The organism is Marinimicrobium sp. ARAG 43.8, assembly GCF_050113635.1.
Classification (GTDB): domain Bacteria; phylum Pseudomonadota; class Gammaproteobacteria; order Pseudomonadales; family Cellvibrionaceae; genus Marinimicrobium.
Map to the genome: position 1 here is coordinate 1,051,799 of NZ_JBNJLT010000001.1, position 21,694 is coordinate 1,073,492.

At 57.8% G+C, this 21,694-nt stretch carries 21 protein-coding genes and 1 other RNA gene; 12 read left to right on the forward strand and 10 right to left on the reverse strand.

The annotated features are described in order from the left end of the window. Positions 1 to 87 precede the first annotated feature (87 nt). The 3 genes from ACQCLF_RS04405 (at position 88) to ACQCLF_RS04415 (ending at position 4,564) form a co-directional block, all read left to right on the forward strand. Positions 88 to 1,587 carry a xylulokinase gene (locus tag ACQCLF_RS04405; RefSeq protein ID WP_426985068.1) on the forward strand — a complete coding sequence of 500 codons (1,500 nt, stop codon included), beginning with the start codon at positions 88 to 90 and terminating at the stop codon, positions 1,585 to 1,587. A gap of 73 nt (positions 1,588 to 1,660) precedes the next feature. Continuing rightward, entirely contained in the window at positions 1,661 to 2,992 is a 1,332-nt protein-coding gene (xylA, locus tag ACQCLF_RS04410; RefSeq protein WP_426985069.1) for a xylose isomerase, read from the forward strand. A gap of 156 nt (positions 2,993 to 3,148) precedes the next feature. Beyond that, the gene (locus ACQCLF_RS04415) at positions 3,149 to 4,564 is read left to right on the forward strand and encodes a sugar porter family MFS transporter (protein WP_426985070.1); all 1,416 of its coding nucleotides are present in this window, start codon (positions 3,149 to 3,151) and stop codon (positions 4,562 to 4,564) included. A gap of 36 nt (positions 4,565 to 4,600) precedes the next feature. Here the strand turns inward: ACQCLF_RS04415 and ACQCLF_RS04420 are convergent, their stop codons facing one another. The 9 genes from ACQCLF_RS04420 to ACQCLF_RS04460 form a co-directional block, all read right to left on the reverse strand. Next, positions 4,601 to 5,158, reverse strand: coding sequence for an NUDIX domain-containing protein (locus ACQCLF_RS04420; RefSeq protein ID WP_426985071.1), 558 nt, complete (start codon positions 5,156 to 5,158; stop codon positions 4,601 to 4,603). 51 nt (positions 5,159 to 5,209) lie between these two features. Next, the gene (locus ACQCLF_RS04425) at positions 5,210 to 5,527 is read right to left on the reverse strand and encodes a DUF3301 domain-containing protein (protein WP_426985072.1); all 318 of its coding nucleotides are present in this window, start codon (positions 5,525 to 5,527) and stop codon (positions 5,210 to 5,212) included. Positions 5,528 to 5,744: 217 nt separating this feature from the next. Then, positions 5,745 to 5,957 carry a cold-shock protein gene (locus ACQCLF_RS04430; protein WP_024461971.1) on the reverse strand — a complete coding sequence of 71 codons (213 nt, stop codon included), beginning with the start codon at positions 5,955 to 5,957 and terminating at the stop codon, positions 5,745 to 5,747. A 289-nt stretch (positions 5,958 to 6,246) separates the two neighbouring features. Further along, positions 6,247 to 6,603 (reverse strand): hypothetical protein, encoded by a 357-nt coding sequence (locus ACQCLF_RS04435; protein ID WP_426985073.1) that lies wholly within the window; start codon positions 6,601 to 6,603, stop codon positions 6,247 to 6,249. Then, the gene (locus ACQCLF_RS04440) at positions 6,600 to 7,358 is read right to left on the reverse strand and encodes an AAC(3) family N-acetyltransferase (RefSeq protein WP_426985074.1); all 759 of its coding nucleotides are present in this window, start codon (positions 7,356 to 7,358) and stop codon (positions 6,600 to 6,602) included. The genes ACQCLF_RS04435 and ACQCLF_RS04440 overlap by 4 nt, the downstream gene beginning before the upstream one ends. A 6-nt stretch (positions 7,359 to 7,364) precedes the next feature. Next, positions 7,365 to 8,672 carry a UbiH/UbiF/VisC/COQ6 family ubiquinone biosynthesis hydroxylase gene (locus ACQCLF_RS04445; RefSeq protein ID WP_426985075.1) on the reverse strand — a complete coding sequence of 436 codons (1,308 nt, stop codon included), beginning with the start codon at positions 8,670 to 8,672 and terminating at the stop codon, positions 7,365 to 7,367. Continuing rightward, the gene (ubiH, locus tag ACQCLF_RS04450) at positions 8,669 to 9,976 is read right to left on the reverse strand and encodes a 2-octaprenyl-6-methoxyphenyl hydroxylase (protein WP_426985076.1); all 1,308 of its coding nucleotides are present in this window, start codon (positions 9,974 to 9,976) and stop codon (positions 8,669 to 8,671) included. Before ubiH ends, ACQCLF_RS04445 begins: the two co-directional genes overlap by 4 nt. Positions 9,977 to 10,050: 74 nt before the next feature. Then, a complete protein-coding gene (gene pepP / locus ACQCLF_RS04455) occupies positions 10,051 to 11,379 on the reverse strand; it encodes a Xaa-Pro aminopeptidase (protein ID WP_426985077.1) in 1,329 nt (442 codons plus the stop codon). Between the two features lie 74 nt (positions 11,380 to 11,453). Continuing rightward, positions 11,454 to 12,080, reverse strand: coding sequence for a UPF0149 family protein (locus ACQCLF_RS04460; protein ID WP_426985078.1), 627 nt, complete (start codon positions 12,078 to 12,080; stop codon positions 11,454 to 11,456). 156 nt (positions 12,081 to 12,236) lie between these two features. Here ACQCLF_RS04460 and ACQCLF_RS04465 point away from each other — a divergent pair, with 156 nt between their 5' ends. From ACQCLF_RS04465 to ACQCLF_RS04480, 4 genes are all read left to right on the forward strand, one after another. Continuing rightward, positions 12,237 to 12,446: a TIGR02449 family protein gene (locus ACQCLF_RS04465; RefSeq protein WP_426985079.1), complete on the forward strand. Its 210-nt coding sequence runs from the start codon at positions 12,237 to 12,239 to the stop codon at positions 12,444 to 12,446. Beyond that, positions 12,443 to 12,742, forward strand: coding sequence for a cell division protein ZapA (locus ACQCLF_RS04470; protein WP_426985080.1), 300 nt, complete (start codon positions 12,443 to 12,445; stop codon positions 12,740 to 12,742). Before ACQCLF_RS04465 ends, ACQCLF_RS04470 begins: the two co-directional genes overlap by 4 nt. Positions 12,743 to 12,834: 92 nt before the next feature. Further along, positions 12,835 to 13,011, forward strand: a non-coding RNA gene (gene ssrS, locus ACQCLF_RS04475) — 6S RNA. Positions 13,012 to 13,078: 67 nt separating this feature from the next. Next, on the forward strand, positions 13,079 to 13,723 hold the full coding sequence (locus tag ACQCLF_RS04480; RefSeq protein ID WP_426985235.1) for a 5-formyltetrahydrofolate cyclo-ligase: 645 nt from the start codon (positions 13,079 to 13,081) through the stop codon (positions 13,721 to 13,723). Positions 13,724 to 14,143: 420 nt separating this feature from the next. Here the strand turns inward: ACQCLF_RS04480 and ilvA are convergent, their stop codons facing one another. Next, positions 14,144 to 15,658: a threonine ammonia-lyase, biosynthetic gene (gene ilvA, locus ACQCLF_RS04485; protein ID WP_426985081.1), complete on the reverse strand. Its 1,515-nt coding sequence runs from the start codon at positions 15,656 to 15,658 to the stop codon at positions 14,144 to 14,146. A gap of 153 nt (positions 15,659 to 15,811) precedes the next feature. Between ilvA and rpiA the strand changes: the two genes are divergently transcribed. The 5 genes from rpiA to ACQCLF_RS04510 all read left to right on the forward strand — a co-directional run bounded on the left by rpiA (position 15,812) and on the right by ACQCLF_RS04510 (position 21,632). Next, entirely contained in the window at positions 15,812 to 16,489 is a 678-nt protein-coding gene (gene rpiA / locus ACQCLF_RS04490; RefSeq protein WP_426985082.1) for a ribose-5-phosphate isomerase RpiA, read from the forward strand. Positions 16,490 to 16,735: 246 nt separating this feature from the next. Then, on the forward strand, positions 16,736 to 17,065 hold the full coding sequence (trxA, locus tag ACQCLF_RS04495; RefSeq protein WP_426985083.1) for a thioredoxin TrxA: 330 nt from the start codon (positions 16,736 to 16,738) through the stop codon (positions 17,063 to 17,065). Between the two features lie 606 nt (positions 17,066 to 17,671). Next, positions 17,672 to 18,931, forward strand: coding sequence for a transcription termination factor Rho (rho, locus tag ACQCLF_RS04500; protein WP_426985084.1), 1,260 nt, complete (start codon positions 17,672 to 17,674; stop codon positions 18,929 to 18,931). Positions 18,932 to 18,937: 6 nt separating this feature from the next. Continuing rightward, a complete protein-coding gene (gene ubiD, locus ACQCLF_RS04505; protein ID WP_426985085.1) occupies positions 18,938 to 20,413 on the forward strand; it encodes a 4-hydroxy-3-polyprenylbenzoate decarboxylase in 1,476 nt (491 codons plus the stop codon). A gap of 1 nt (position 20,414) precedes the next feature. After that, entirely contained in the window at positions 20,415 to 21,632 is a 1,218-nt protein-coding gene (locus tag ACQCLF_RS04510; RefSeq protein ID WP_426985086.1) for a hypothetical protein, read from the forward strand. The last annotated feature ends 62 nt before the right edge of the window (positions 21,633 to 21,694 follow it).

Sequence of the window (21,694 nt, forward strand, 5' to 3'; positions counted from 1 at the left end):
AAAATACATGGTCAAATGTACCATAAGAATCCGGCATATGACCGGGAATAACAGCCACAATCACTCAAGACTGGGTAGACCAACACTATGTACTTTCTCGGATTAGACATCGGCAGTTCCTCGGTCAAGCTGTCCGTCATCGACGGCGAGAGCGGTGAACGGGTGGCCAATGCCACTTACCCGCCTCAGGAAATGACTATTCAGGCCCCCCGCTCCGGCTGGGCCGAACAGGCCCCGGAAGACTGGTGGGACGCCGTTAAGCAAGGCTGTGCACAAATGTGGCAACAGCGCCCGGAGGTAAAAGACAAGATTGGTGCCATCGGTATTTCCTACCAAATGCACGGCCTGGTGGCGCTGGATGCGGACGGCAAGGTGCTGCGCCCCTCCATTATCTGGTGCGACAGCCGCGCTGTGTCCACGGGTGAACAGGCGTTTGACGAACTCGGCACCGACTGGTGCATGGAGCACCTGCTGAACTCCCCCGGCAACTTCACCGCCGCCAAGCTGCGCTGGGTACAGGAAAACGAACCCGAACTCTACGCGCAAATTGACAAAATCCTGCTCCCCGGCGATTACATTGCCTACAAATTGACCGGCGAGTGCACTACCACCGCCTCGGGCCTGTCAGAAGGGGTTTTCTGGGATTTTTCCGAGAACGGCGCGTCGGACAAACTGCTCAAACACTGGCACATCGACCCCAGCCTCCTGGCCCGTCAGGTACCCAATCTTGGGGTTCAGGGCGAGGTCAGCGAAAGCGCTGCGCAGGAGCTGGGCATCAACGCTGGCGCCAAGCTCGGCTTTCGCGCCGGTGATCAGGTGGCCAATGCCATGAGCCTGAACGTATTGGAGCCGGGCGATGTCGCCACCACGGCGGGCACTTCCGGTGTGGTCTACGCCGTGACCGACAAAAACATTGCCGACCCGGATCAACGCATTAACACCTTCCTGCACGTTAACAAAGGCGATGCCGATGTCCACCGCGGCCTGCTGGCCTGCATCAACGGCGCAGGCCGAATGAACAGCTGGCTCAGAGGCGTACTCAGCGCGGGTGGCGACGTGTCCTATCCGCGCTTAAATGAGCTGGGCGAGTCCGTGAAACCCGGCAGCGATGGCCTGAAAGTCTATCCTTTTGGAAACGGGGCGGAGCGCATTATGCGCAACAAACTGCTTTCGGCCCAAGTGGACGGTCTGGACCTCAACCGTCACAGCGTCAATCACATAGCACGGGCCACCCAGGAAGGTGTGGCCTACGCCATGAACCTCGGTTTCGATCTCATTAAAGGTCTGGGAGCGGAAACACGTGTGGTACGCGCCGGGCACAGCAATATGTTTTTAAGCCCGATTTTCAGCAGTGCTTTCGTCAACCTGACTGGCGCGCCACTGGAGCTGTACCAGACTGACAGCGCCGATGGTGTAGCGCGTGCCGCCGCATGGGGCTGTGACTTTTATCGCAGCCGTGACGATGTGTTCCGCACACTGACCTGCAAGGCAGTTCTGGAGCCCGAAACCGCACTGCAAACACAGTATCAGGAACTGTACGGCCAGTGGCGTGACGCTGTCGAACAGCGACTTGCCGAGGCCAATTAGGTAAGCCGGGCGATCACTGTTCATCGCCCATTTTTTCATTTTCCACGCAACACAAAGCAAAAAGGTCTTTACCATGAGCATCACACTAGGCGATAAAGAGTATTTCCCCGGGGTCGGCAAAATTCAGTATGAGGGCCCGGAGTCCGACAACCCCTTCTCATTCAAGTGGTACGACGAAAACAAAGTCGTCGCCGGCAAAACCATGAAGGAACACTTCAAGTTTGCCGTGTGTTACTGGCACACCTTCTGCGGTGCCGGCCATGACCCGTTTGGCCCTGGTCCCTTCCACTTCCCCTGGTCCGAAGGCAAGGATCACGAAACCCGCAGCCGCATGAAGCTGGATGCCGCCTTTGAATTCATTACCAAGCTGGGTGTGCCCTACTTCTGTTTCCACGATGTAGACGTTATCGAAGAAGCCGACTCTCGCGCTGAAACCCAGGCTCGCCTGAAAAAGTGGGTCGAGTGGACCAAAGAGAAACAAAAAGAGTCGGGCGTAAAACTGTTGTGGGGCACCTCAAACGTGTTCAGCAACCCGCGCTTTATGAATGGCGCCTCCACCAACCCGGACTTCAACGTCGTGGCCTTTGCCGGTGCCCAGGTGAAAGACGCCATGGACGCCACCATTGCACTCGGCGGTGAAAACTATGTGTTCTGGGGTGGCCGCGAAGGTTACATGAGCCTGTTGAACTCCGACATGGGCCGCGAGCAAGAACACCTGGCCCGCTTCCTGACCATGGCTCGCGATTATGGTCGTGCGCAAGGCTTCAAAGGCAACTTCCTGATCGAACCGAAGCCCATGGAACCAACCAAGCACCAGTACGACTTTGACAGCGAAACCGTTATCGGCTTCCTGCGTCATCACGGTCTGGATAAAGATTTCAAACTGAACATTGAAACCAACCACGCCACTCTGGCCCAGCACACCATGGATCACGAGATGCAAGCGGCGGCCAACGCCGGTATGCTCGGCTCTATCGATGCGAACCGCGGTGATTACCAGAACTCCTGGGATACCGACCAGTTCCCGTACAACATCAACGAAACCGTTGAAATGTTGCTGGTTCTGCTGCGCCACGGCGGTTTCCAGGGCGGCGGTGTGAACTTCGATGCGAAGCGTCGTCGTAACTCTACCGACCTGAACGACACCTTCCACGGCCATATCGGCGGTATGGATGTGTTTGCGCGCTCGCTGTTGATCGCCGACGACATCATCCAGAAATCCCCGTTGGAAAAAATGCGGGCCGAGCGCTACGCTTCTTTCGACAGCGGTAAAGGTGCCGACTTCGAATCTGGCAAACTGACGCTGGAGCAACTGGCCGAGATCGGCAATGCTGGTGGCGAGCCGAAACAAATCAGTGGCCAGCAAGAGCTGTATGAAAACGTAATCAACCGCTACATCCGCTGATCGTGACCAAGAGGCCTGATAGAATGTGCGACGTAAACGCCCAGGCCTCCTGATTACACCGAAACGGGGACGCTTCATTGGGAGCCGTCCCCGTTTTACTATTCATCTGACGGCAAGCGCGTTAACAACATAACAAACGGCAGAAGGGTATATTTCATGGCGAGTTCTTCTTATCCGGAGAACGGCAGCACAGTGTTTATCGTGCTGATCAGTTGCGTGGCAACCATTGGCGGTTTCCTGTTCGGCTTCGACAGTGGCGTCATTAACGGCACCGTGGAGGGCTTGCAACTGGCGTTCAACTCCGACAGCGCCGGCACCGGTTTCAGTGTGTCCTCCATGTTGCTCGGTTGCGCCGTTGGCGCCCTTTTTGCTGGCCGACTCGCCGACAAATACGGCCGTCGCTCTTTGCTGATTGTCGCGGCCGTGCTTTTTATTATCTCCGCCTGGGGGTCCGGTGTCGCCGGCACCACGCTGGAGTTTGTGATCTATCGCATTCTCGGCGGCCTGGCCGTTGGCGCCGCCAGCGTCATGGCACCGGCCTACATCAGTGAGGTGGCTCCGGCGCGCTATCGTGGCATGCTTACCTCTATCCAACAGATTGCGATTATCTCCGGTCTCACGGCGGCGTTTTTAAGCAACTATCTGTTGGCCGATGTGGCGGGGGGCTCCACGCGCGAACTCTGGTGGGGCTATGAAACCTGGCGCTGGATGTTCTGGATGGAACTGCTCCCCGCCACTGTTTTTCTGGTGGCGCTGCTGGCAATTCCCGAAAGCCCACGCTTTTTGGTCGCCTCCGGTAAAACCGAAAAAGCCAGTGGCGTTCTCGCGCGGCTGTATGGACATGCCACAGCCGACATTAAACAACGCGAGATTGGTGACTCACTGGCCGAGGATCACCAACCGCGCTTTCGCGATCTTCTGGTGCCCAGCACTCGCAAGGTTCGTCCTATCGTCTGGGTGGGTATCGGCCTTGCCGTGCTGCAGCAACTGGTGGGTATCAATGTGGTGTTCTACTACGGTGCCGTGTTGTGGCAAGCAGCGGGTTTTTCCGAAAGCGATGCGTTGGCCATCAATGTCATTTCCGGCAGTATCAGCATTGCCGCCTGCCTGATCACCTTTTTCTTTGTCGATAAGATCGGGCGCAAACCGCTGCTGTGGTTTGGTTCTGCCGGTATGGCCGTCACGCTGGGGCTGGTGGCCTTTGCGTTCGCCGGTGCGCCTGTCAACCTGGAAACCGGCAACCTGCAATTGTCTGATGGAGCCGGCCTGTTGGCGTTAATCGCGGCCAATGCTTATGTGTTCCTCTTTAACATGTCGTGGGGGCCGGTGATGTGGGTCATGCTGGGCGAGATGTTTCCCAACCAGATTCGCGGCTCGGGACTGGCCATTGCGGGGCTGGCTCAGTGGCTGGCCAACTTTATCGTGACAGCCACCTTCCCGGTATTGCTGGCCGGCATTGGGCTTGCAGCAGCGTATGGTATCTACACCTTCTTCGCGGCGGTGTCAGTCGCCTTTGTGATATTGATGGTTCAGGAAACGAAAGGGAAAGAACTGGAAGAAATGGTGGGTTAAACCGCAGGGCGGGTGTGCCAGCGCACCCGCCTCGCTTCAATCCAGGTTGGCCGCCCGCTGATACGCCACCCGCAACAGCGCCGCCACCGAAATTGCATCGGTGATCTCACCGCGCTCGACCATGGCGATGGCCTCAGTTAACGGTAATTTTTTTAACTCAATATCTTCACTGTCTTCCAGCGCCTGCCCCACTTCCTCAAGCTGTCGGGCCACGTAAATAACCGCCACTTCGTCGGTCACCGAGTTTGACAGTTGCAGTTCCTGCAACCTTTCCCAGTGTTGCGCCTGTAAACCCGCCTCTTCGCGCAATTCACGCTGCGCCGCACTCAGTGTATCCTCGCCCTGGGGGCAACCCCCCTCGGGAATTTCCCAGGTGTAATTATTCATCGTGTAACGGGTTTGTCGCACCAGCCAGGTGTTCCCGCTTTCATCAATCGGCAACACCCCCACGGCGGTATTCTTAAAGTGCACCACGCCATAAATGCCATCGGTGCCCGCCGGCGTAATAACCTCGTCGTGAGAAATATTGATCCAGGGATTTTCATACACACGTCGCCGGGATTTACGATGCCAGCCACCCACGCGCTCGGTCATATTTTCCTCCAATGTCAACGAATCCCCACTAATGCCAAAGACACTGCTCCGCTAGTGAACGCGGTGCGGCTCCAGTTCTACACGCGTTATCTGTCGGCCCAGCATCCATACCTGCCCGACGTATCGGTCACCACCGGTTACCGTGAATTCAAAGTGAAACAACCGCCACAGGCCCGGCCTGCCACGGTGCCATCGAATCCATAGTTTGCGCAGGTACACACTCTGATCCAGCAGTTGTACCTGCATTTGTGCGCAGTGTGATCGCGCCGCCGCATAAGCCACATCCTTGGCCTGGAAGGCTCGCCAAGTGTAATAGAACAACAGGCCCAGTAAAACGCCCCAGGCCAGCGTTTTCAAATCGAGAATCATAGTGGCTATCGCTTACCGGACATTATTGTTCGCCAAAAAATGAAATACGGAGCATACCTCGTGCATGGCACGGGCTCCAGTGACATCGGAGAATGAAAACGCAGAAAAAAGGAAACGGGCTTGCCGAACACGGCAAGCAGAGCGGACAAAACCGCCGGGGGTGACCCCGGCGTGGACGGTCACCAACCGGGCGAGCCGCCAGAGTGGAAACGAGCGCTTAGAGAGGCGTAACGTTTTCCGCCTGGGGACCTTTCTGGCCCTGAGTCACTTCGAAAGTGACGCTCTGACCTTCTTTCAGAGTGCGACGCCCCGAGCCATTAATGGCGCGGAAGTGGACAAATACATCGGCCCCACCTTCACGCTCAATAAAGCCATAGCCTTTGTCATCGTTGAACCACTTAACAACACCAGATACCAATTGGTCTGACATACTTTCCTCGTCTTACGTTACTCATTATCGGCTCGGGATTTCCGAAACCGTTGAACATTAACTGACCTCCTGGTCGGAGTATCAGGGTGAAGCAGCCGACGGGCTGTGCTAAGGGAAGGGTCGAACAAAGTCACTGGAGGGTGCCTCGCGGAAGCCTAGTCTTTGACCGGTCTCAATCTCTAGCGAGAAAAATTAAAGCACTTCGATTCGGGCAGTTCAAGCACAATTTGATGAAAATTTGCACAACATCAACGGTAACGTATTGATTCTACTGTGTCGGGTCCGGCAATCATTGGGGCGGTTTGCCAGTGGGCTTTTGTCGCCCCTGTCGCCGCCCCAATGTCTCGTGTAAATAGATCGCCAGCACAACCAGAGGAAAACTCAGGGACATTACCGTGCGCTTGACCCATTCGAACTCCAGACCTTCCTTGGCCAATTGATAACAGGCCAGCGCCCAGACGGCGCTGCCGAAGTAGGCCCAGCGCCACTGCCGGAAAACCAGCACCGCCAGCATCCAGCCCAGCGGTGCCAGCAGGATTCCGTAACCGCTTGAGCGCCCGATAAACAGCACCCCCGCTCCCAGCAGGCACAGTATCAACAGGCCATTCAGTGTCAGGTCCATTACGTGTTTGCGAGCCGGTGTCATTCGTTTTCAGCATCCACAAAGTGCAGTGGGTTCTTCTGCAAGGCAGCCACGGCGGCCTCGCGCACAGCTTCCGCTTCCACCAGCATGCAGTCCGCCGCCAGCAGTCTTCCCCGCTTGATGGCACTGGCAGGCAGCAACGCTTCAAGGCGGTCATAGCGTTGTTTGTAACCGCGGAAATTGTGGCAGCGCACCGCGCTGGTTACCTGCCGACCACGCGCATCGTTGAGGATAAAATCCACCGGCTCCTCTTCCAGAAGGTAGGGCGGCATGACCACCTCTTCAGCGGCGTGCATGGAGGTGTTGACCGTGAAGTCGCAGCCCAGAAACAGTATCCGCCCCTCCAGTTTTGGCAGCCGGGCAAAGGGTGAATGTTCACCGCAAGGCGTGTGATCTTCCTCGTGCCCCACCAACAAATCCGAGGTATTGAGGCCAATGGCGGCCGCCGAATGTGTCGGGTGCAAGCTGCGTACAACGCCCTGCTGACGACGGAACACTTCACTGAGGCTGCCCACACAGGAGGGCGTGGTTTCGGTATCGAACAGCGGATGCTCGGCCGTCACGGTTTTATAGCTCAGCGTCGGCATCGCCAGTGTTCCGGTCGGCCCCAGCGCCCGTCTCAATCCCGCAATCACAATATCCGCAGGCATCGCCTCGCCCAGTGATCGTAGCGACGCGTGCACCATGAGCGTGTCTCCCGGCTTGACGCCCAGCTCCTTGAGCAGATTCGATAATTCCAGGTGCGGGTTAATATTCATAACCAATTAAACTCCCATCGCTTTTCGAGCTAATGTATTTTTGACCGGCGCCAAGGCATTTACACCGCGCAACCCCAGATTGCGAGCCATAATTGCAGCGGGTGCATGGCTGCCGAATAACTGTTTGAACCCTTCCATGGTGGCCATCATGCCCAGATTGTCCCCCAAACGCTGACGCTGATAGCGACGCACGATGGAAACTTCTCCAAGCGGTAAGCCCCGATTCAGTGCGCGCTCGATTTCAGTCGCCAGCGCCATCACATCCTTCAACCCCAGATTGACGCCTTGCCCCGCCAGCGGGTGAATACGGTGCGCCGCATCGCCAACCAGTGCCACACCGGGACGCACATAATCGCGAGCGTGACGCTGGGCCAGTGCAATCGCATGACGGCGATCCACATCGGTGATTTCGCCCAAGGCGTATTCGGTCTCACGCCCCAGTCGCGCCCGAAAGCCAGCGTCATCCAACGCCATCAGTTCATCCGCCAGGTCGGCATCAGCCGACCAGACGATGGAACAATAATGCGCATCCCAAGGCCCGGGCGTCTGTGTCTCTCTACGCCAGCGCAAGGGCAACAGAGCCACCGGACCGGTGCGCATAAACCGCTGGCGAGCGGTGTAGCCATGCGGACGTTCCGTGCGCACCGTGGTCACAATCGCTTTTTGATCGTAGGACCATTCACGCACCGCGAAGCCTGCCAGCTCACGAACACGGGACTCAACGCCATCGGCGGCCACCACCAGCGGCGCACTGACCTTGCGGCCATCTTCCAGCGTAAGACGCTGCAGGGGCGCTGAAGAAAGGGGTCGCGGCAAGTCGCTGGCCGATGCCGTGCCCGATTCAACGCGGTCCAATCCCCGGACCACAGCGGGACTGAGCAGATCCACACCGGACTGATACGTCAACGCCTGACGAATGTGACGTACCAGCACACTCACTTCCACAATATGGCCCAGAGCCTCACTACCGAGTTCGTCGGCACTAAAGCCAATCCGACCACTGCCTTCCCCGTCCCAGACGTGCATCTCCCGGTAGGGACAGACACGTTCTTTTTCGATGTGCCGCCACAATCCCAGGCGCTGGTAGAGTTGCTGAGACGCCGGGGTAAGCGCCACCACCCGGGGGTCAAACTGTTCGGCATGAAAGGTGGGCTGATCGCGATCATCCGCTTCCACCAATGCCATTCGCAGGCCTTGACGCTCCAACAGCGGTGCCAACTGTAAAGCCAGCGTAGCACCCACCTGGCCAGCGCCGACAATGATCAGGTCGTAATGCCGGGTACTCGGTGTGCCGCCGGATGTTTCCACACTCATGGGTGGCTCTCCTCTGTATTGACCGCTCGGCCCGGGCTGCCGAGCAGTCCCATGGTCTGGGCGGCAAACAGCGGTTTAACGCCCGGCAGCCAATCGAGACCCGCCAGACCGATATGCCGCAGCGCCATATCCAGCGGCCGACGACTGGTAAAAATCCGCACCAGCCGGTCACTCAAGTGAATCGTTGTCCATTGATCGCGATGTCTTCTCTGCTGATAGGCATGCAACAACGCCAGGCCACCCGGGTCTTGGCTGTCGCTCCTGGCCCGCGACAGCGACGCCGATAACGCGGTCGCATCACGCAGCGACAGGTTGAACCCCTGACCAGCCACCGGGTGCAGGTAATGAGCGCTATTGCCAAGCAACACCAGTCGCGAGCGAATTTGTTCTTCCGCCCTGACCAGACTCAGCGGCCAGCTCTGGCGTTCCCCCACCTCGGTAAAACGCCCCAGGCGCCAGCCAAACGTTTCCTGCAGTGCGGCGAGAAATTCAGGGGCCGACGCACCCACCATCTGTTCGGCTCGTGCCGGCGGCAGGGTCCACACCAGCGCAGCGGTGCGGGCCGAGGCTTTCTCACCCAGCGGCAACAGCGCCAGGGGGCCGTCTTCGGTAAACCGTTCGAAAGCCCGGTACTGATGCGCTCTTTCAAAGGTCACACGGGTAATGAGCGCACATTGCCCATAGTTTTGCCGAACCGCGTTAATCCCCAGCTGGCGAGGTAAATCGGAAGCACCGCCGTCGGCCAGCACCACCAGTCGCGCACTGAGGCTGGATGGCGGCGCGTCTTCCTCCGACGAACTCTCCGACGGATTCGACAAATGCAAACGCGTGAAGGAGCGGCCTTGTTCCAGCGCCGTTACCATGACCGGCGCCAGCACTCGCTGCGCCCCCTGACACCCCGCACGCTGCAGGCAAGGCAGCAGCCAGGCATTTTCCAGTACGTACCCCAGCCCATCGCACCCCTGATCCACGGCGTTGAGCAAAGCCCCGCCCAGGTGTCCGCGATCCGAGACATGCACCTGCTGAATGGTCGTGGCGTGTACGGCCAGTTCGGACCAGAGTCCCGCCCGCTTCAGAATTTCCACGCTGCCAGCGGACAACGCCGTGGCCCGATGGTCCCGCCCGGCTTCATAACGCTCTTCACGCCCTTCCGCCGCGGGCGTTAACGGATAGCGGTCGAGCAGTACTACCTTCCAACCTGCACCGCTGGCGCTGAGCAACGCGGCCAACGCGGAACCCACCATCCCTGCCCCTACAATAGCGATGTCATAATCAGGAACACGGGTATCGGGCGATTTGGTCATCGCGTCTCCTATAACAGATAACAGACACTGGGCTCAACGCTAAACTCAAGGAGCCGAGCGTCCACCGCTCACATTCAACCTGCGGGTTCGCTGCCCGCCATCAAGGCTTCAATGTCATCGGCTTCTTTGGGCACATCCGCCGTCAACACGTCACAGCCATCGCGGGTAACTGCGACATCATCTTCAATACGAATGCCGATGCCGCGCCATTTTTTGGGCACTCGTTCGTTATCCGGCGCAATATACAGGCCGGGCTCAATCGTCATCACCATACCGGGCTCCAGCAGGCGCCACTGCCCGTCGATTTTGTAATCGCCCACATCGTGTACGTCCAAACCGAGCCAATGGCCTACCCGGTGCATGTAAAACTCGCGGTAAGCCTCATTTTCAACCAGAGCATCCACCTCGCCCTGCAACAGCCCCAGCGCCACCAGCCCCTCGGTTAACACTCGCACCGATATTTCGTGGGGCCGGTTCCAATGGTTGCCCGGCCGCACTTCAGCAATGGCCGCCTTCTGGGCTTTCAGTACCCAGTCATACAGCGCGCGCTGCTCGGTAGAAAAGCGTCCGTTCACCGGAAACGTTCGGGTGATATCGGCCGCATAAATGTCGTACTCACAACCGGCATCAATCAACACCAGATCGCCGTCTTTCAAGGCGCTGCTGTTTTCGATGTAGTGCAGTATGCAGCCATTGGCACCTCCGCCGACAATCGTGCTGTACGCGGGAAAGCGCGCACCGGCCATGGCGAACTCGTGATGGATTTCGGCTTCCAGCTGATATTCCATGACGCCAGGCTGACAGAAGTGCATGGCTCGCTTGTGAGCACGGGCGGAAATTTCGCCGGCATGGCGCATCAGGCGCAGCTCGGCGGCACTTTTGATCAAGCGCTGGTCGTGCAGGAAGTGATTCAGATCCAGGAACTCACCGGGCGGCGTGGCCCCAGAACGAACGCGAGCCCGTATACTGTTCACCCAGTCCATCACCTGCCGGTCAAACTCCCGGTCCTTGCCCATGGCGTAGTACACGCGCTCGCGCCCTTCGAGCAAGCCGGTCAGTATGTCATCGATATCGTCGATGGGGAACGCATCGTCCGCGCCGTAATCCCGGCAGGCGCCCTCAGGCCCGGCGCGATACCCGTCCCATATCTCACGGGCGGGGTCTCGGTCGCGACAAAACAATACATACTCCCCGTGCTCTCTGCCCGGAATCAGCACCAGCACCGCACCCGGCTCCGGGAAACCACTCAGGTAATGGAAGTCGCTGTCCTGCCGGTAGGGGTATTCGGTATCACGACTGCGGGGGCGTTCCGGGGCCGCGGGAACAATAGCGATGCTGTTGGGTTCCATCACCTCCATCAGCGTTTTGCGCCGACGGGCGAATTCCTGTCGGGTGATTTTCATGCGTGACCCTCAATGCTTTTGTAAAATCCGTCGCTCACTCAGTTGTGCGAATGCTCGTTAACCTGTTGGTAATATCAGTGGACCGTGGGCGGCGCGGCATCCGGTGGTGCGCCATCATCGGAGGGGGGTGCGGTCAGTGCCGCCGCACCAAATTCCATTAACAGCGACAGCGCGGCCATACGTACGTACTCCACCACCTCGGCGTAGTCTTGTTCAGCTTCTCGCGCGGACTCTTCATCATCGATATCCACCTGCGCAATCGCCGCCAGGTCTTCAAGCACCTCGCGCGCCTCACTGGACAGATCGCTGTCTCCGGCGTGTCCGGCACTGCCGAACCCCACCAGAAAGCCGTGACACCACTGCCCGAGGCAGTGCACCCGCTGCGTGATTGCGCTTTCGTCCGAGGGCAGCAACGGCTGCAGCGCGAACTCCTGCCGGCGCAGTTGCTCCCGGGTTTGGCCGTACAATTGCGCCAGCGCGGTACGCACTTCCAGGCTCGGGGCCTGAACAAAATCCAGCTCTTCCACCGCTTCGAGTAACCAGTCGGTCTCATCCGGATTGGCGCCTCCGCAAAATTTACCGCAGAGTAAACCCTGCAATTCGGAGGGATTGATCAAAATGCCCAGCGGCTGCAACAGCGCGTTTAATTGTTCGTGGCTAACCGTGATATTGGCAGCGGTATTGGGGGTTTCTGTGGTCATGGGCACCTCTTTCGCGGAAGCTACATGCTAACATGAAACCGGCCCGGACGTCCGTGCTGCAAGGCTCTGCACGATGTGTGACTGCCCCGATTGACCCCCCGCCCGAGCCGCAATATAGTAGCTGCAACACGCACACTGAACCCGGTCCCCGAAATCATGTCCGATGAACAGCTGGAAGCCCTGGAAGCGAAGATGGATCGCCTGATTCAGGTGTGCGAACGCCTGCAGCAGGAGAACGAAGCACTACGGGCCAAAGCTGGTGACTGGCAGCGGGAGCGGGTTCGGTTGATTGAAAAAAACGAACTGGCCCGGGGCCGGGTGGAAGCCATGATTACCCGTCTTAAGAGCCTGGAGTCCGATGCGTGAGTACCGAAACGGTTTTTGTCAAAATCCTGGATAAAGAGTATCAGGTCGCCTGCCCCCGCGAAGAACGCGCTGCCTTGCAGGAGTCCGCTGAGCTGCTTGATGAGCGGATGCGCTCCATAAAACGCAGCGGGTCGGTCATCGGTCTGGAGCGCATCGCCGTTATGGCCGCCCTGAATCTCAGCCATGAGCTACTGCAGTCCCGACGCGAACCCCGGCAGGCACCCCTGGATCTGGACGTCGAAGAGTTGCAGCGTCTGCACGATAAAATTGATCGCAGTCTGGCTCGTTTCGAATAAAACGGCCTGTTAACCGGCTTCTCTACCGCCCGACGCCCAATCCTCTAACAGGGCAGTTGCACTGTCACCCGGATTCCGGGTTATACTGATTTCACGCCCTGGGGTGTTCGCCAGTCAACACGTCCTTGAGCCGATAACCGCAGTACAGGCGCTGCTCTGTAGGTCCTGTTGAGCATTACCGCACGTCGGGAAGCCTGATGGACCGCGAGCCTCGCCACCTTGAGCCTTAGGGTTCAAGGCCCAATTGACAGCGGCACCCCGGGGTTCTCCTTTCCTGTCCCTCGCTGGCCACACCAACGCGCCAGCCATTGTGGAACACGTTCTGACTTGAGCACCGTGACCGACTTTCCTGCGCCGGACAAACGCACACTGCGACGGCGACTTCGCGCGCGCCGCCAGGCACTGACCCCTGAGCAACAGCAACACGCCGCCGACGCCATCGGGCAACGTCTTCGCCGTCTGCCGACCTGGGTACGCAGCCGACATATCGCCTTGTACTGGCCCAATAATGGTGAAGTGGACCCACGCCTGCTGGCAGAGTCGGTATGGCGGTCCGGCAAGCACTGTTACCTGCCGGTGCTGCACCCGACGCAACCTCGACGCTTGTGGTTTGTGGAGTGGCTTCCAGGCGCTGCGCTCACCCCCAACCGCTTCGGTATTCCCGAACCCGACCCGCACGTGTTTCGGCGAATGCCCGCCCGTTTTCTCAACGTGGTGCTGACACCGCTGGTGGGTTTTGATCGAGACGGTGGGAGGCTCGGCATGGGAGGAGGCTTTTACGACTGTACATTTGCCTTCAAGAATCGTGAAGCCCTTCAGGGCAAAGGGCGCCGTGGACCGGAGTTAATCGGCCTCGCCCACGCCTGCCAGGAAGTGCCCGCTCTGCCCTGCGAGCCTTGGGATGTGCCCGTGGGCACCGTCATCACGGATCAGGAATTATTGGTTTCTTGCAGCACAACCGCCGGGCGCGAGTCTTCCTGATCAAACCAGCGGCCAATATCCAGCGCACTGATTAATACCCCAACGCAAAACACAATAATCACTAATGTCACAATATCGGCTTTCATTTCTTCTGGCTAAACCTTCAGGTGCTAAAGAGGGGCGCATCCCTCCACATCTTTGTCCCTTGTTGCCGCATCGTTCTTATCGAATAGTTGCCCGCAACAGTGCCAAGAATAGCCGATTTTCCTGGCAGTTCAAGACAATATCTGCGAAAAGACCCATTTTTCAGTAGTTTCTGCGTCAGCTTTCACACTTTTTGCGAGATAAGCGTCGAAACTGACTGTTTCAGAAGGGATTTTTGAGGTTTTAGAACCGATCAGGTCAATGGGAGTTCAGGGATTTTGGTGCCGGGAGGACTCCACGTATCGGGCACGGCTGGCTCGATACGTGGGAACGAGACTAACTCAGGAAGAACTGGTAGGCCTGGTTGTCCGTTTCATCCCAATAGGGGTAGCCGATATCGTCCAGGTATTTGCGCACCTGAGCCCGCTCTTTCTCCGGCACCTGCATACCCACCAGCACGCGACCAAAAGCCGCCCCGTGATTGCGGTAGTGGAACATGGAGATATTCCAGTGCCCGGCCATACGGCTCAAGAAGGTATACAAGGCCCCGGGCCGCTCGGGGAATTCGAAACGAAAAACCATTTCTTCACCCACATTCGGGGCATGCCCACCCACCATATGGCGAATGTGCATTCTGGCCACCTCGTTGTCGGTCATATCCACCGTATCGTAGCCCTGCTCTCTCAACGCTTTGACCAGCTCCTCCCGGTCGGCACCGCCGTTGCCGACTTGCACCCCCACGAAAATCTTGGCCTCACGACTGTCGGCGTAGCGATAATTAAACTCGGTAATGTTCCGCTTGCCCAGCGCCTTGCAGAAATCCTTGTAGGCCCCGGGGCGCTCTGGAATGGTGACCGCCAGAATGGCTTCACGTTGTTCACCGATTTCTGTACGTTCGGAAATATAGCGCAGGCGATCAAAATTGATATTGGCACCGGAATCGATGGCGATCAACGTCTGCCCAGTCAGGCCATGTTCCGCCACATACTTTTTCAGGCCGGCGACGCTGACACCACCCGCTGGCTCGGCAATGGAGCGCGTATCCTCGAAAATATCCTTGATACCCGCGCAAATCTCATCCGTATTGACGGTGATCACGCCGTCGATGGTTTTCTTCAGCACCCGGTAGGTTTCCTTGCCGATCTGGGCCACCGCCACTCCATCCGCGAATATTCCCACTTGCGGCAGCCTCACTCGGCGATTTTTCTCCATCGCGGCCTTAAGGCAAGCCGACTCTTCGGACTCCACCGCATACACCTTCACATCCGGTCGCACATATTTCACGTAGGCCGCCACGCCGGCTCCCAACCCGCCACCGCCGACGGCCACAAAAATCGCATCAATGTGCCCCGGGTACTGGCGCAGTATCTCCATGGCCACCGTTCCTTGTCCGGCGATCACATCCGGGTCGTCAAACGGGTGAATATAGGTCAGCCCTTTCTCTTCAATTAGCTTCTGGGCGTGAGCGGAGGCCTCATCATAGCTGTCCCCGTGCAGCACCACCCGGGCGCCGCGCGCGCGCACGGCGTCCACTTTGATCGGCGGGGTGGTGCGCGGCATGACGATGGTAGCTTTCACCCCCAGATGCTTCGCTCCCATTGCCAGCCCTTGGGCGTGGTTGCCGGCCGACGCGGCAATTACGCCCTTCTCGCGCTGCTCCTCGGTCAGCTGCAACAGCTTGTTGTACGCGCCGCGAATCTTGAACGAGAATACCGGCTGCAAATCTTCACGCTTGAGCAGTACCTGATTGCCGGTGCGCTGGGATAACAACGGTGCCGGATCGAGCGGGGTCTCCACCGCGAGGTCGTAGATACGGGCATTGAGAATGCGCTTGATATAGGAGTCGGGCATAACGGCGAACTACCAAAGATGATGCGTGGAAAAGCGCTCATGGTAAACAATTTGCGGTCCGCTGGCACCCATCGCGTATAATGCCGACATCGAATAACCAACCCGGCGCTGACCCCCAGCCCACCCATTTCCCGGAAGCATTGCGAGGTAATCATGAACCAGGATGAACTCAAGTGTGCCGTCGGCCAGGCAGCCGCCGATTATATTGCCCCCAAACTTCAGCGCGACAGCATTATCGGTGTGGGCACTGGCTCGACCGCCAACTGCTTCATCGATGCACTCGGCCCCTTGAAGGAGGATTTTGCAGGCGCGGTCGCCAGCTCCGATGCGTCCGCCGAGCGACTGCAAAAACTGGGCATTGAGGTGTTTGACCTGAACCAGGTGGATGAGCTACTCGTGTACGTCGATGGCGCCGACGAAAGCAACGCCCAGCTGGAGCTCATCAAGGGCGGTGGTGCCGCCCTCACCCGGGAGAAAATCGTCACAGCGGTGTCCCGAGAGTTCGTGTGCATCGCGGATGAGAGCAAATGGGTCGATGTGCTGGGCCAATTTCCATTGCCTGTGGAAGTTATCCCCATGGCTCGCTCTTACGTGGCTCGCGAACTGGTCAAGCTCGGCGGGGATCCGGTGTATCGCGAAGGGGTGGTCACCGACAACGGCAACGTCATTCTGGATGTTCACCACCTGGAGATTCTGGACCCCAAAAAACTGGAGGCGCAAATCAATCAGATTGCCGGCGTCGTCACCAATGGACTCTTCGCCCAGCGAGGGGCCGATGTTTTGCTACTGGGCTGCCAGGAGGGCGTAAAAACCCTGCATCCCAAATACTGATCGACGCGCTTGCACGACTTGGCGGTTAAGGCCCCATTGAAATCGGGCAAAAGCCCCCCACAATATTTACAGCAACTACTGGCGAAGGCCGCGATATAGCCACTCTTTATGGGCGCCATTGGTTTTTGCCCCTTGTCTGCCTTGCAGGCAATCCTTATTATGCGGGCACATACCGCGAACGGGTCCGGCCTGCCATTTATGGCCGACGCCGCTTCACTCACGAGATCGATCAGGAGACACTGCTTTATGAGTAGCGACGCGATTGTACACGTCACCGATGACAACTTCGAAGAGGAAGTCCTCAAGTCCGACAAACCGGTTCTGGTCGATTTCTGGGCGGCCTGGTGCGGACCGTGCAAGATGATTGCTCCGATTCTGGACGAACTGGCCGGCACCCATGGCGACAAAATCAAGATTACCAAAATGGATGTCGATGCCAACAAGGGTATTCCCGGCAAGTTCAACATCCGCGGCATCCCAACGCTGATCATCTTCAAGAACGGCGAGCCCGACTCCACCAAGGTCGGCGCTCTGTCCAAGCAACAACTGACAGAATTTGTCAACGCCGCTCTTTAAAGTGCTTCCCGTTACGTGCTTCCCGAGCCCGGCCACCCCGCTCAACAGCGGGGACGGCCCGGTTCGCCGGGGAGGCTTTGCACTGTCTGTTTTTTACCGCTATACTCTCTAATCTGTTAGATGCCCTGCCCTGAGTCAGCTCCCGATTGCCGTCGCGAGAAACCCTCATCCCCGCACTGCCGAGATGAGAGGACGCGATGACTGGGGAAGCTAACCAGATCACGGGGCGGTCAAGGAAAATCAACATTATCCGGTTGATTTCCACCAAGCTTCCGTTCGCCCTCCCTGTGGATTTCCCAAGTGGCACAGCCACGCTGGCCATCAGTGAGCAGGAGATCGGGTAAGATATCGTTGGTCCATCCTGATCACCCTCGTGCGAACAGACACAATTTGCGCATTAGAACGAACTGGATCGTCCAAAAGCAGTCGTAGCTCGTAATCTGGTAAACGACTAGCCACTGAATGCTAATCATTAAGACTAATCATTAACCGTAAATAGAAGCGACGACCTGTCAGTGGCCACTCGGCCTCGCACCACAGCCCGATACTGGCCATATACTCCTGACGTTTCAACTACCACTAACCTTCACAACAAAGTCTCACTGTATGAATTTAACCGACCTGAAAACCAAACCCATCGAAGAATTGATTGATATCGCGCGGGAAATGGGGCTGGAAAGCATGGCCCGTTCACGCAAGCAGGACATCATTTTCAACATCCTCAAGCGCCACGCCAAAAGCGGTGAAGACATCTACGGCGACGGCGTATTGGAAATTCTGCAGGATGGCTTTGGCTTTTTGCGCTCGGCCGACAGCTCTTATCTGGCGGGTCCCGATGATATCTATGTTTCCCCCAGCCAGATTCGCCGATTTAACCTTCGCACGGGCGACACTATTTCCGGCAAGATCAGACCCCCGAAGGAAGGCGAGCGTTATTTTGCGCTGCTCAAGGTCAACGAAATCAACTTTGACAAGCCCGAAAGCTCTCGCAACAAAATCCTTTTTGAAAACCTTACCCCGCTTTTCCCCGACGAACGCCTGCGCCTCGAGGCCGGCAACGGCTCTACCGAAGATCTGACGCCTCGTGTCATCGACCTGATTTCCCCCATTGGCAAAGGCCAGCGCGGGCTGATCGTAGCACCACCGAAAGCCGGTAAGACCCTGATGATGCAGAATATTGCCCAGGCGATTACCCGCAACAACCCGGAATGCCACTTGATCGTACTGTTGATCGATGAACGTCCGGAAGAAGTGACCGAAATGCAGCGCTCCGTGCGCGGAGAGGTCGTTGCCTCCACCTTCGACGAGCCGCCCGCCCGTCACGTGCAGGTTGCCGACATGGTTATTGAGCGCGCCAAGCGCCTGGTCGAGCACAAAAAGGATGTCATTATTCTACTCGACTCCATCACCCGCCTGGCTCGCGCCTACAACACCGTTATCCCCTCATCCGGTAAAGTGCTGACCGGTGGTGTAGACGCCCACGCTCTGGAACGCCCCAAGCGCTTCTTTGGCGCGGCCCGGAATATCGAAGAAGGCGGTAGCTTGACCATCGTCGCCACTGCATTGGTAGACACCGGCTCGAAAATGGACGAAGTCATTTACGAAGAGTTTAAAGGCACCGGCAACCTGGAGCTGCATCTGGACCGCAAGGTGGCGGAGAAGCGCATTTACCCGGCCATCAACGTACGCCGTTCCGGCACACGCCGTGAAGACCTGTTGATGAAAGAAGACGAAATGCAGCGCTCCTGGATTCTGCGGCGCCTGCTCAACGACATGGAAGATGTCGCCGCGACCGAGTTCCTCGTAGACAAGCTGAAGGATTTCAAAACCAACGATGAATTCTTCCTGTCCATGAAGCGTAAGTAAGCGGTTATGAGATACCGCGACCTCCGAGACTTCATTCATTTACTCGAACAGCGCGGTGAGTTAAAGCGCATTACCGCCGAAGTGGATCCAAATCTGGAGATGACCGAGATTTGTGATCGCACGTTGCGAGCCGGGGGGCCAGCGCTGCTGTTCGAAAACCCTAAAGGCTACGATATTCCGGTGCTGGGCAACCTGTTTGGCACCCCGGAACGCGTCGCCTTGGGCATGGGCGAAGAGTCGGTAGAAGCACTGCGTGAAGTGGGTAAACTCCTGGCGTTCTTGAAAGAACCGGAACCGCCCAAAGGCTTCAAAGATGCCTGGGAGAAACTGCCGGTTTTCAAGCAAGTGCTGAATATGGGCCCCAAGGTGGTTCGCAAAGCGCCGTGTCAGAACGTGGTACTGGAAGGGGATCAAGTGGATCTGGATCGTTTGCCCATCCAGACCTGTTGGCCCGGCGACGCTGGCCCCTTGGTCACCTGGCCGCTGGTGATTACCCGGGGACCCGAGAAAGAGCGCCAGAATCTGGGAATTTACCGCATGCAGAAAATCGGCAGAAACCGATTAATCATGCGCTGGCTAACCCATCGCGGCGGTGCCCTGGATTTCCGCGAATGGCAAAAGGCCCACCCCGGCGAACCTTTCCCCGTTTCTGTTGCACTGGGGGCCGACCCGGCGACCATTCTCGGCGCCGTCACTCCGGTGCCGGATACCTTGTCGGAATATGCATTCGCCGGGCTCTTGCGCGGCGACAAGACCGAGGTCGTACAAAGCCTTGGCAATACATTGCAGGTGCCCGCTTCCGCCGAATTTATTCTCGAAGGCCATATCGCCCCGGAGGATATGGCGGACGAAGGTCCCTTTGGCGATCACACCGGCTATTACAATGAGGTGGACCGTTTCCCGGTTTTCACGATAGATCGTATTACCCATCGAAAAGACCCGATCTATCACAGCACTTACACGGGTCGGCCACCGGACGAACCGGCCGTTCTCGGAGTGGCCCTGAACGAAGTGTTCGTGCCCATCCTCCGCAAACAGTTTCCGGAAATCGTGGATTTTTACCTGCCGCCTGAAGGCTGCTCCTATCGCATGGCCGTTGTGACGATGAACAAACAGTATGCCGGTCATGCCAAGCGGGTAATGATGGGTGTCTGGTCGTTCCTGCGCCAATTCATGTACACCAAGTTTGTGATTGTGACCGATGCGGATGTCAACCCACGGGACTGGAAGGACGTCATCTGGGCCATCACTACTCGCATGGACCCCAGCCGCGATACCGTGCTGGTGGACAACACGCCGATTGATTATCTCGATTTTGCTTCACCGGTGTCCGGCCTCGGCTCCAAGATGGGGTTGGATGCGACCAGCAAATGGCCGGGCGAAACCGATCGGGAATGGGGCAGTCCGATTATCCAGGATCCGGCGGTGAAACAGCGCGTGGATGCACTGTGGGATCAACTGGGAATTGAGGAAGCGCTTTAGGATGCGCCCACTGATTTTATTGTTGTTCATACTCGTCGTGTCGATCACCGCACACGCCAGCGACGACCTCTACCCGCTGCACTACACCGTGACGCTCCTTCCCGAGCAGGACCAGGCGGAAGTAGTGATCGAGAGTGACCACGGTGGACGCCTGGAAACGCTGGATTTTAATATCAGCTCAGGCCGCTACTCCGATTTTGAAGGCAACGGCGAACTGGAGATCGAAAGAAGTCGTGCGGTTTGGACGCCCCCCGAGGAGGACGCGCGCTTGAGCTTTCACGTAAAGATCTCCCACGAGCGTGACCCCGGCGAGTACGATGCCCGAATGACACCAGACTGGGCGCTGTTCCGCGGCGACGATATCATTCCCGCCGCCCGGGTGAGCGCCCGAGGCGATGCTCGGGCGGAGGCTTATCTCACCTTTCGCTTGCCCGAAACATGGACCGACGTGGTGACCGGCTGGGAGAAACTCGACGATCGCCGCTTTCGAATAGACAATCCCGAACGCCGCTTTGATCGCCCCACAGGCTGGATGATCGCCGGCAAGCTGAGCACTCGCGAAGAACAGTTGGGCGATACGACGTTGGTGGTCAGTAAACCGGCTGGCGATCCGATGCGCCTGATGGATGTGGTCAGCCTGATCACCAATGTGTGGCCAGAATTCGAGCAGGCTTTTGGTCAAACGCCTCCCAAATTCGCGGTGGTCGGCGCCGATGACCCGATGTGGCGGGGCGCCCTGTCCGGCCCCAACGCGTTGTTTTTGCACAGTGATCGACCCATGGTGAGCGGCAACGGCACCAGTACGGTTGTTCACGAACTGGTGCATGTGGTTACCCGTATCGACAGCCACGATCAAAGTGACTGGCTGGTGGAAGGCCTGGCCGAGTTCTACGCCGTAGAGCTGATGTATCGCGCCGGGGCTTTTACCGAAGCCCGCCGCCAGTGGATTATGGACTGGCTGAAAGACTGGTCTAGTGAGATCGACAGCCTGCGCACTGAGCATTCCGCCTCAAAGGTGACCGCCAGGGCGGTGCTGCTTTTTGACGAGTTGGACCGGGAAATCCGGGAGGTGACAGGAGGCCAGCGCTCACTGGATGACGTGACACGTCAAATGATTCAGGCCCGCGATGTCAGCACCGACGAGCTTAAAGATATGGTGGCTGACGTGATGGGGCGCCCCTCCAAAACGCTGAAATCTCCCCTGCTGAACCCGCGTTGATACAAGGCACGAACCGGGCTCCCTGAGGGCAAAGTGCTTCCAATCACCGGATCGGCAGGGCA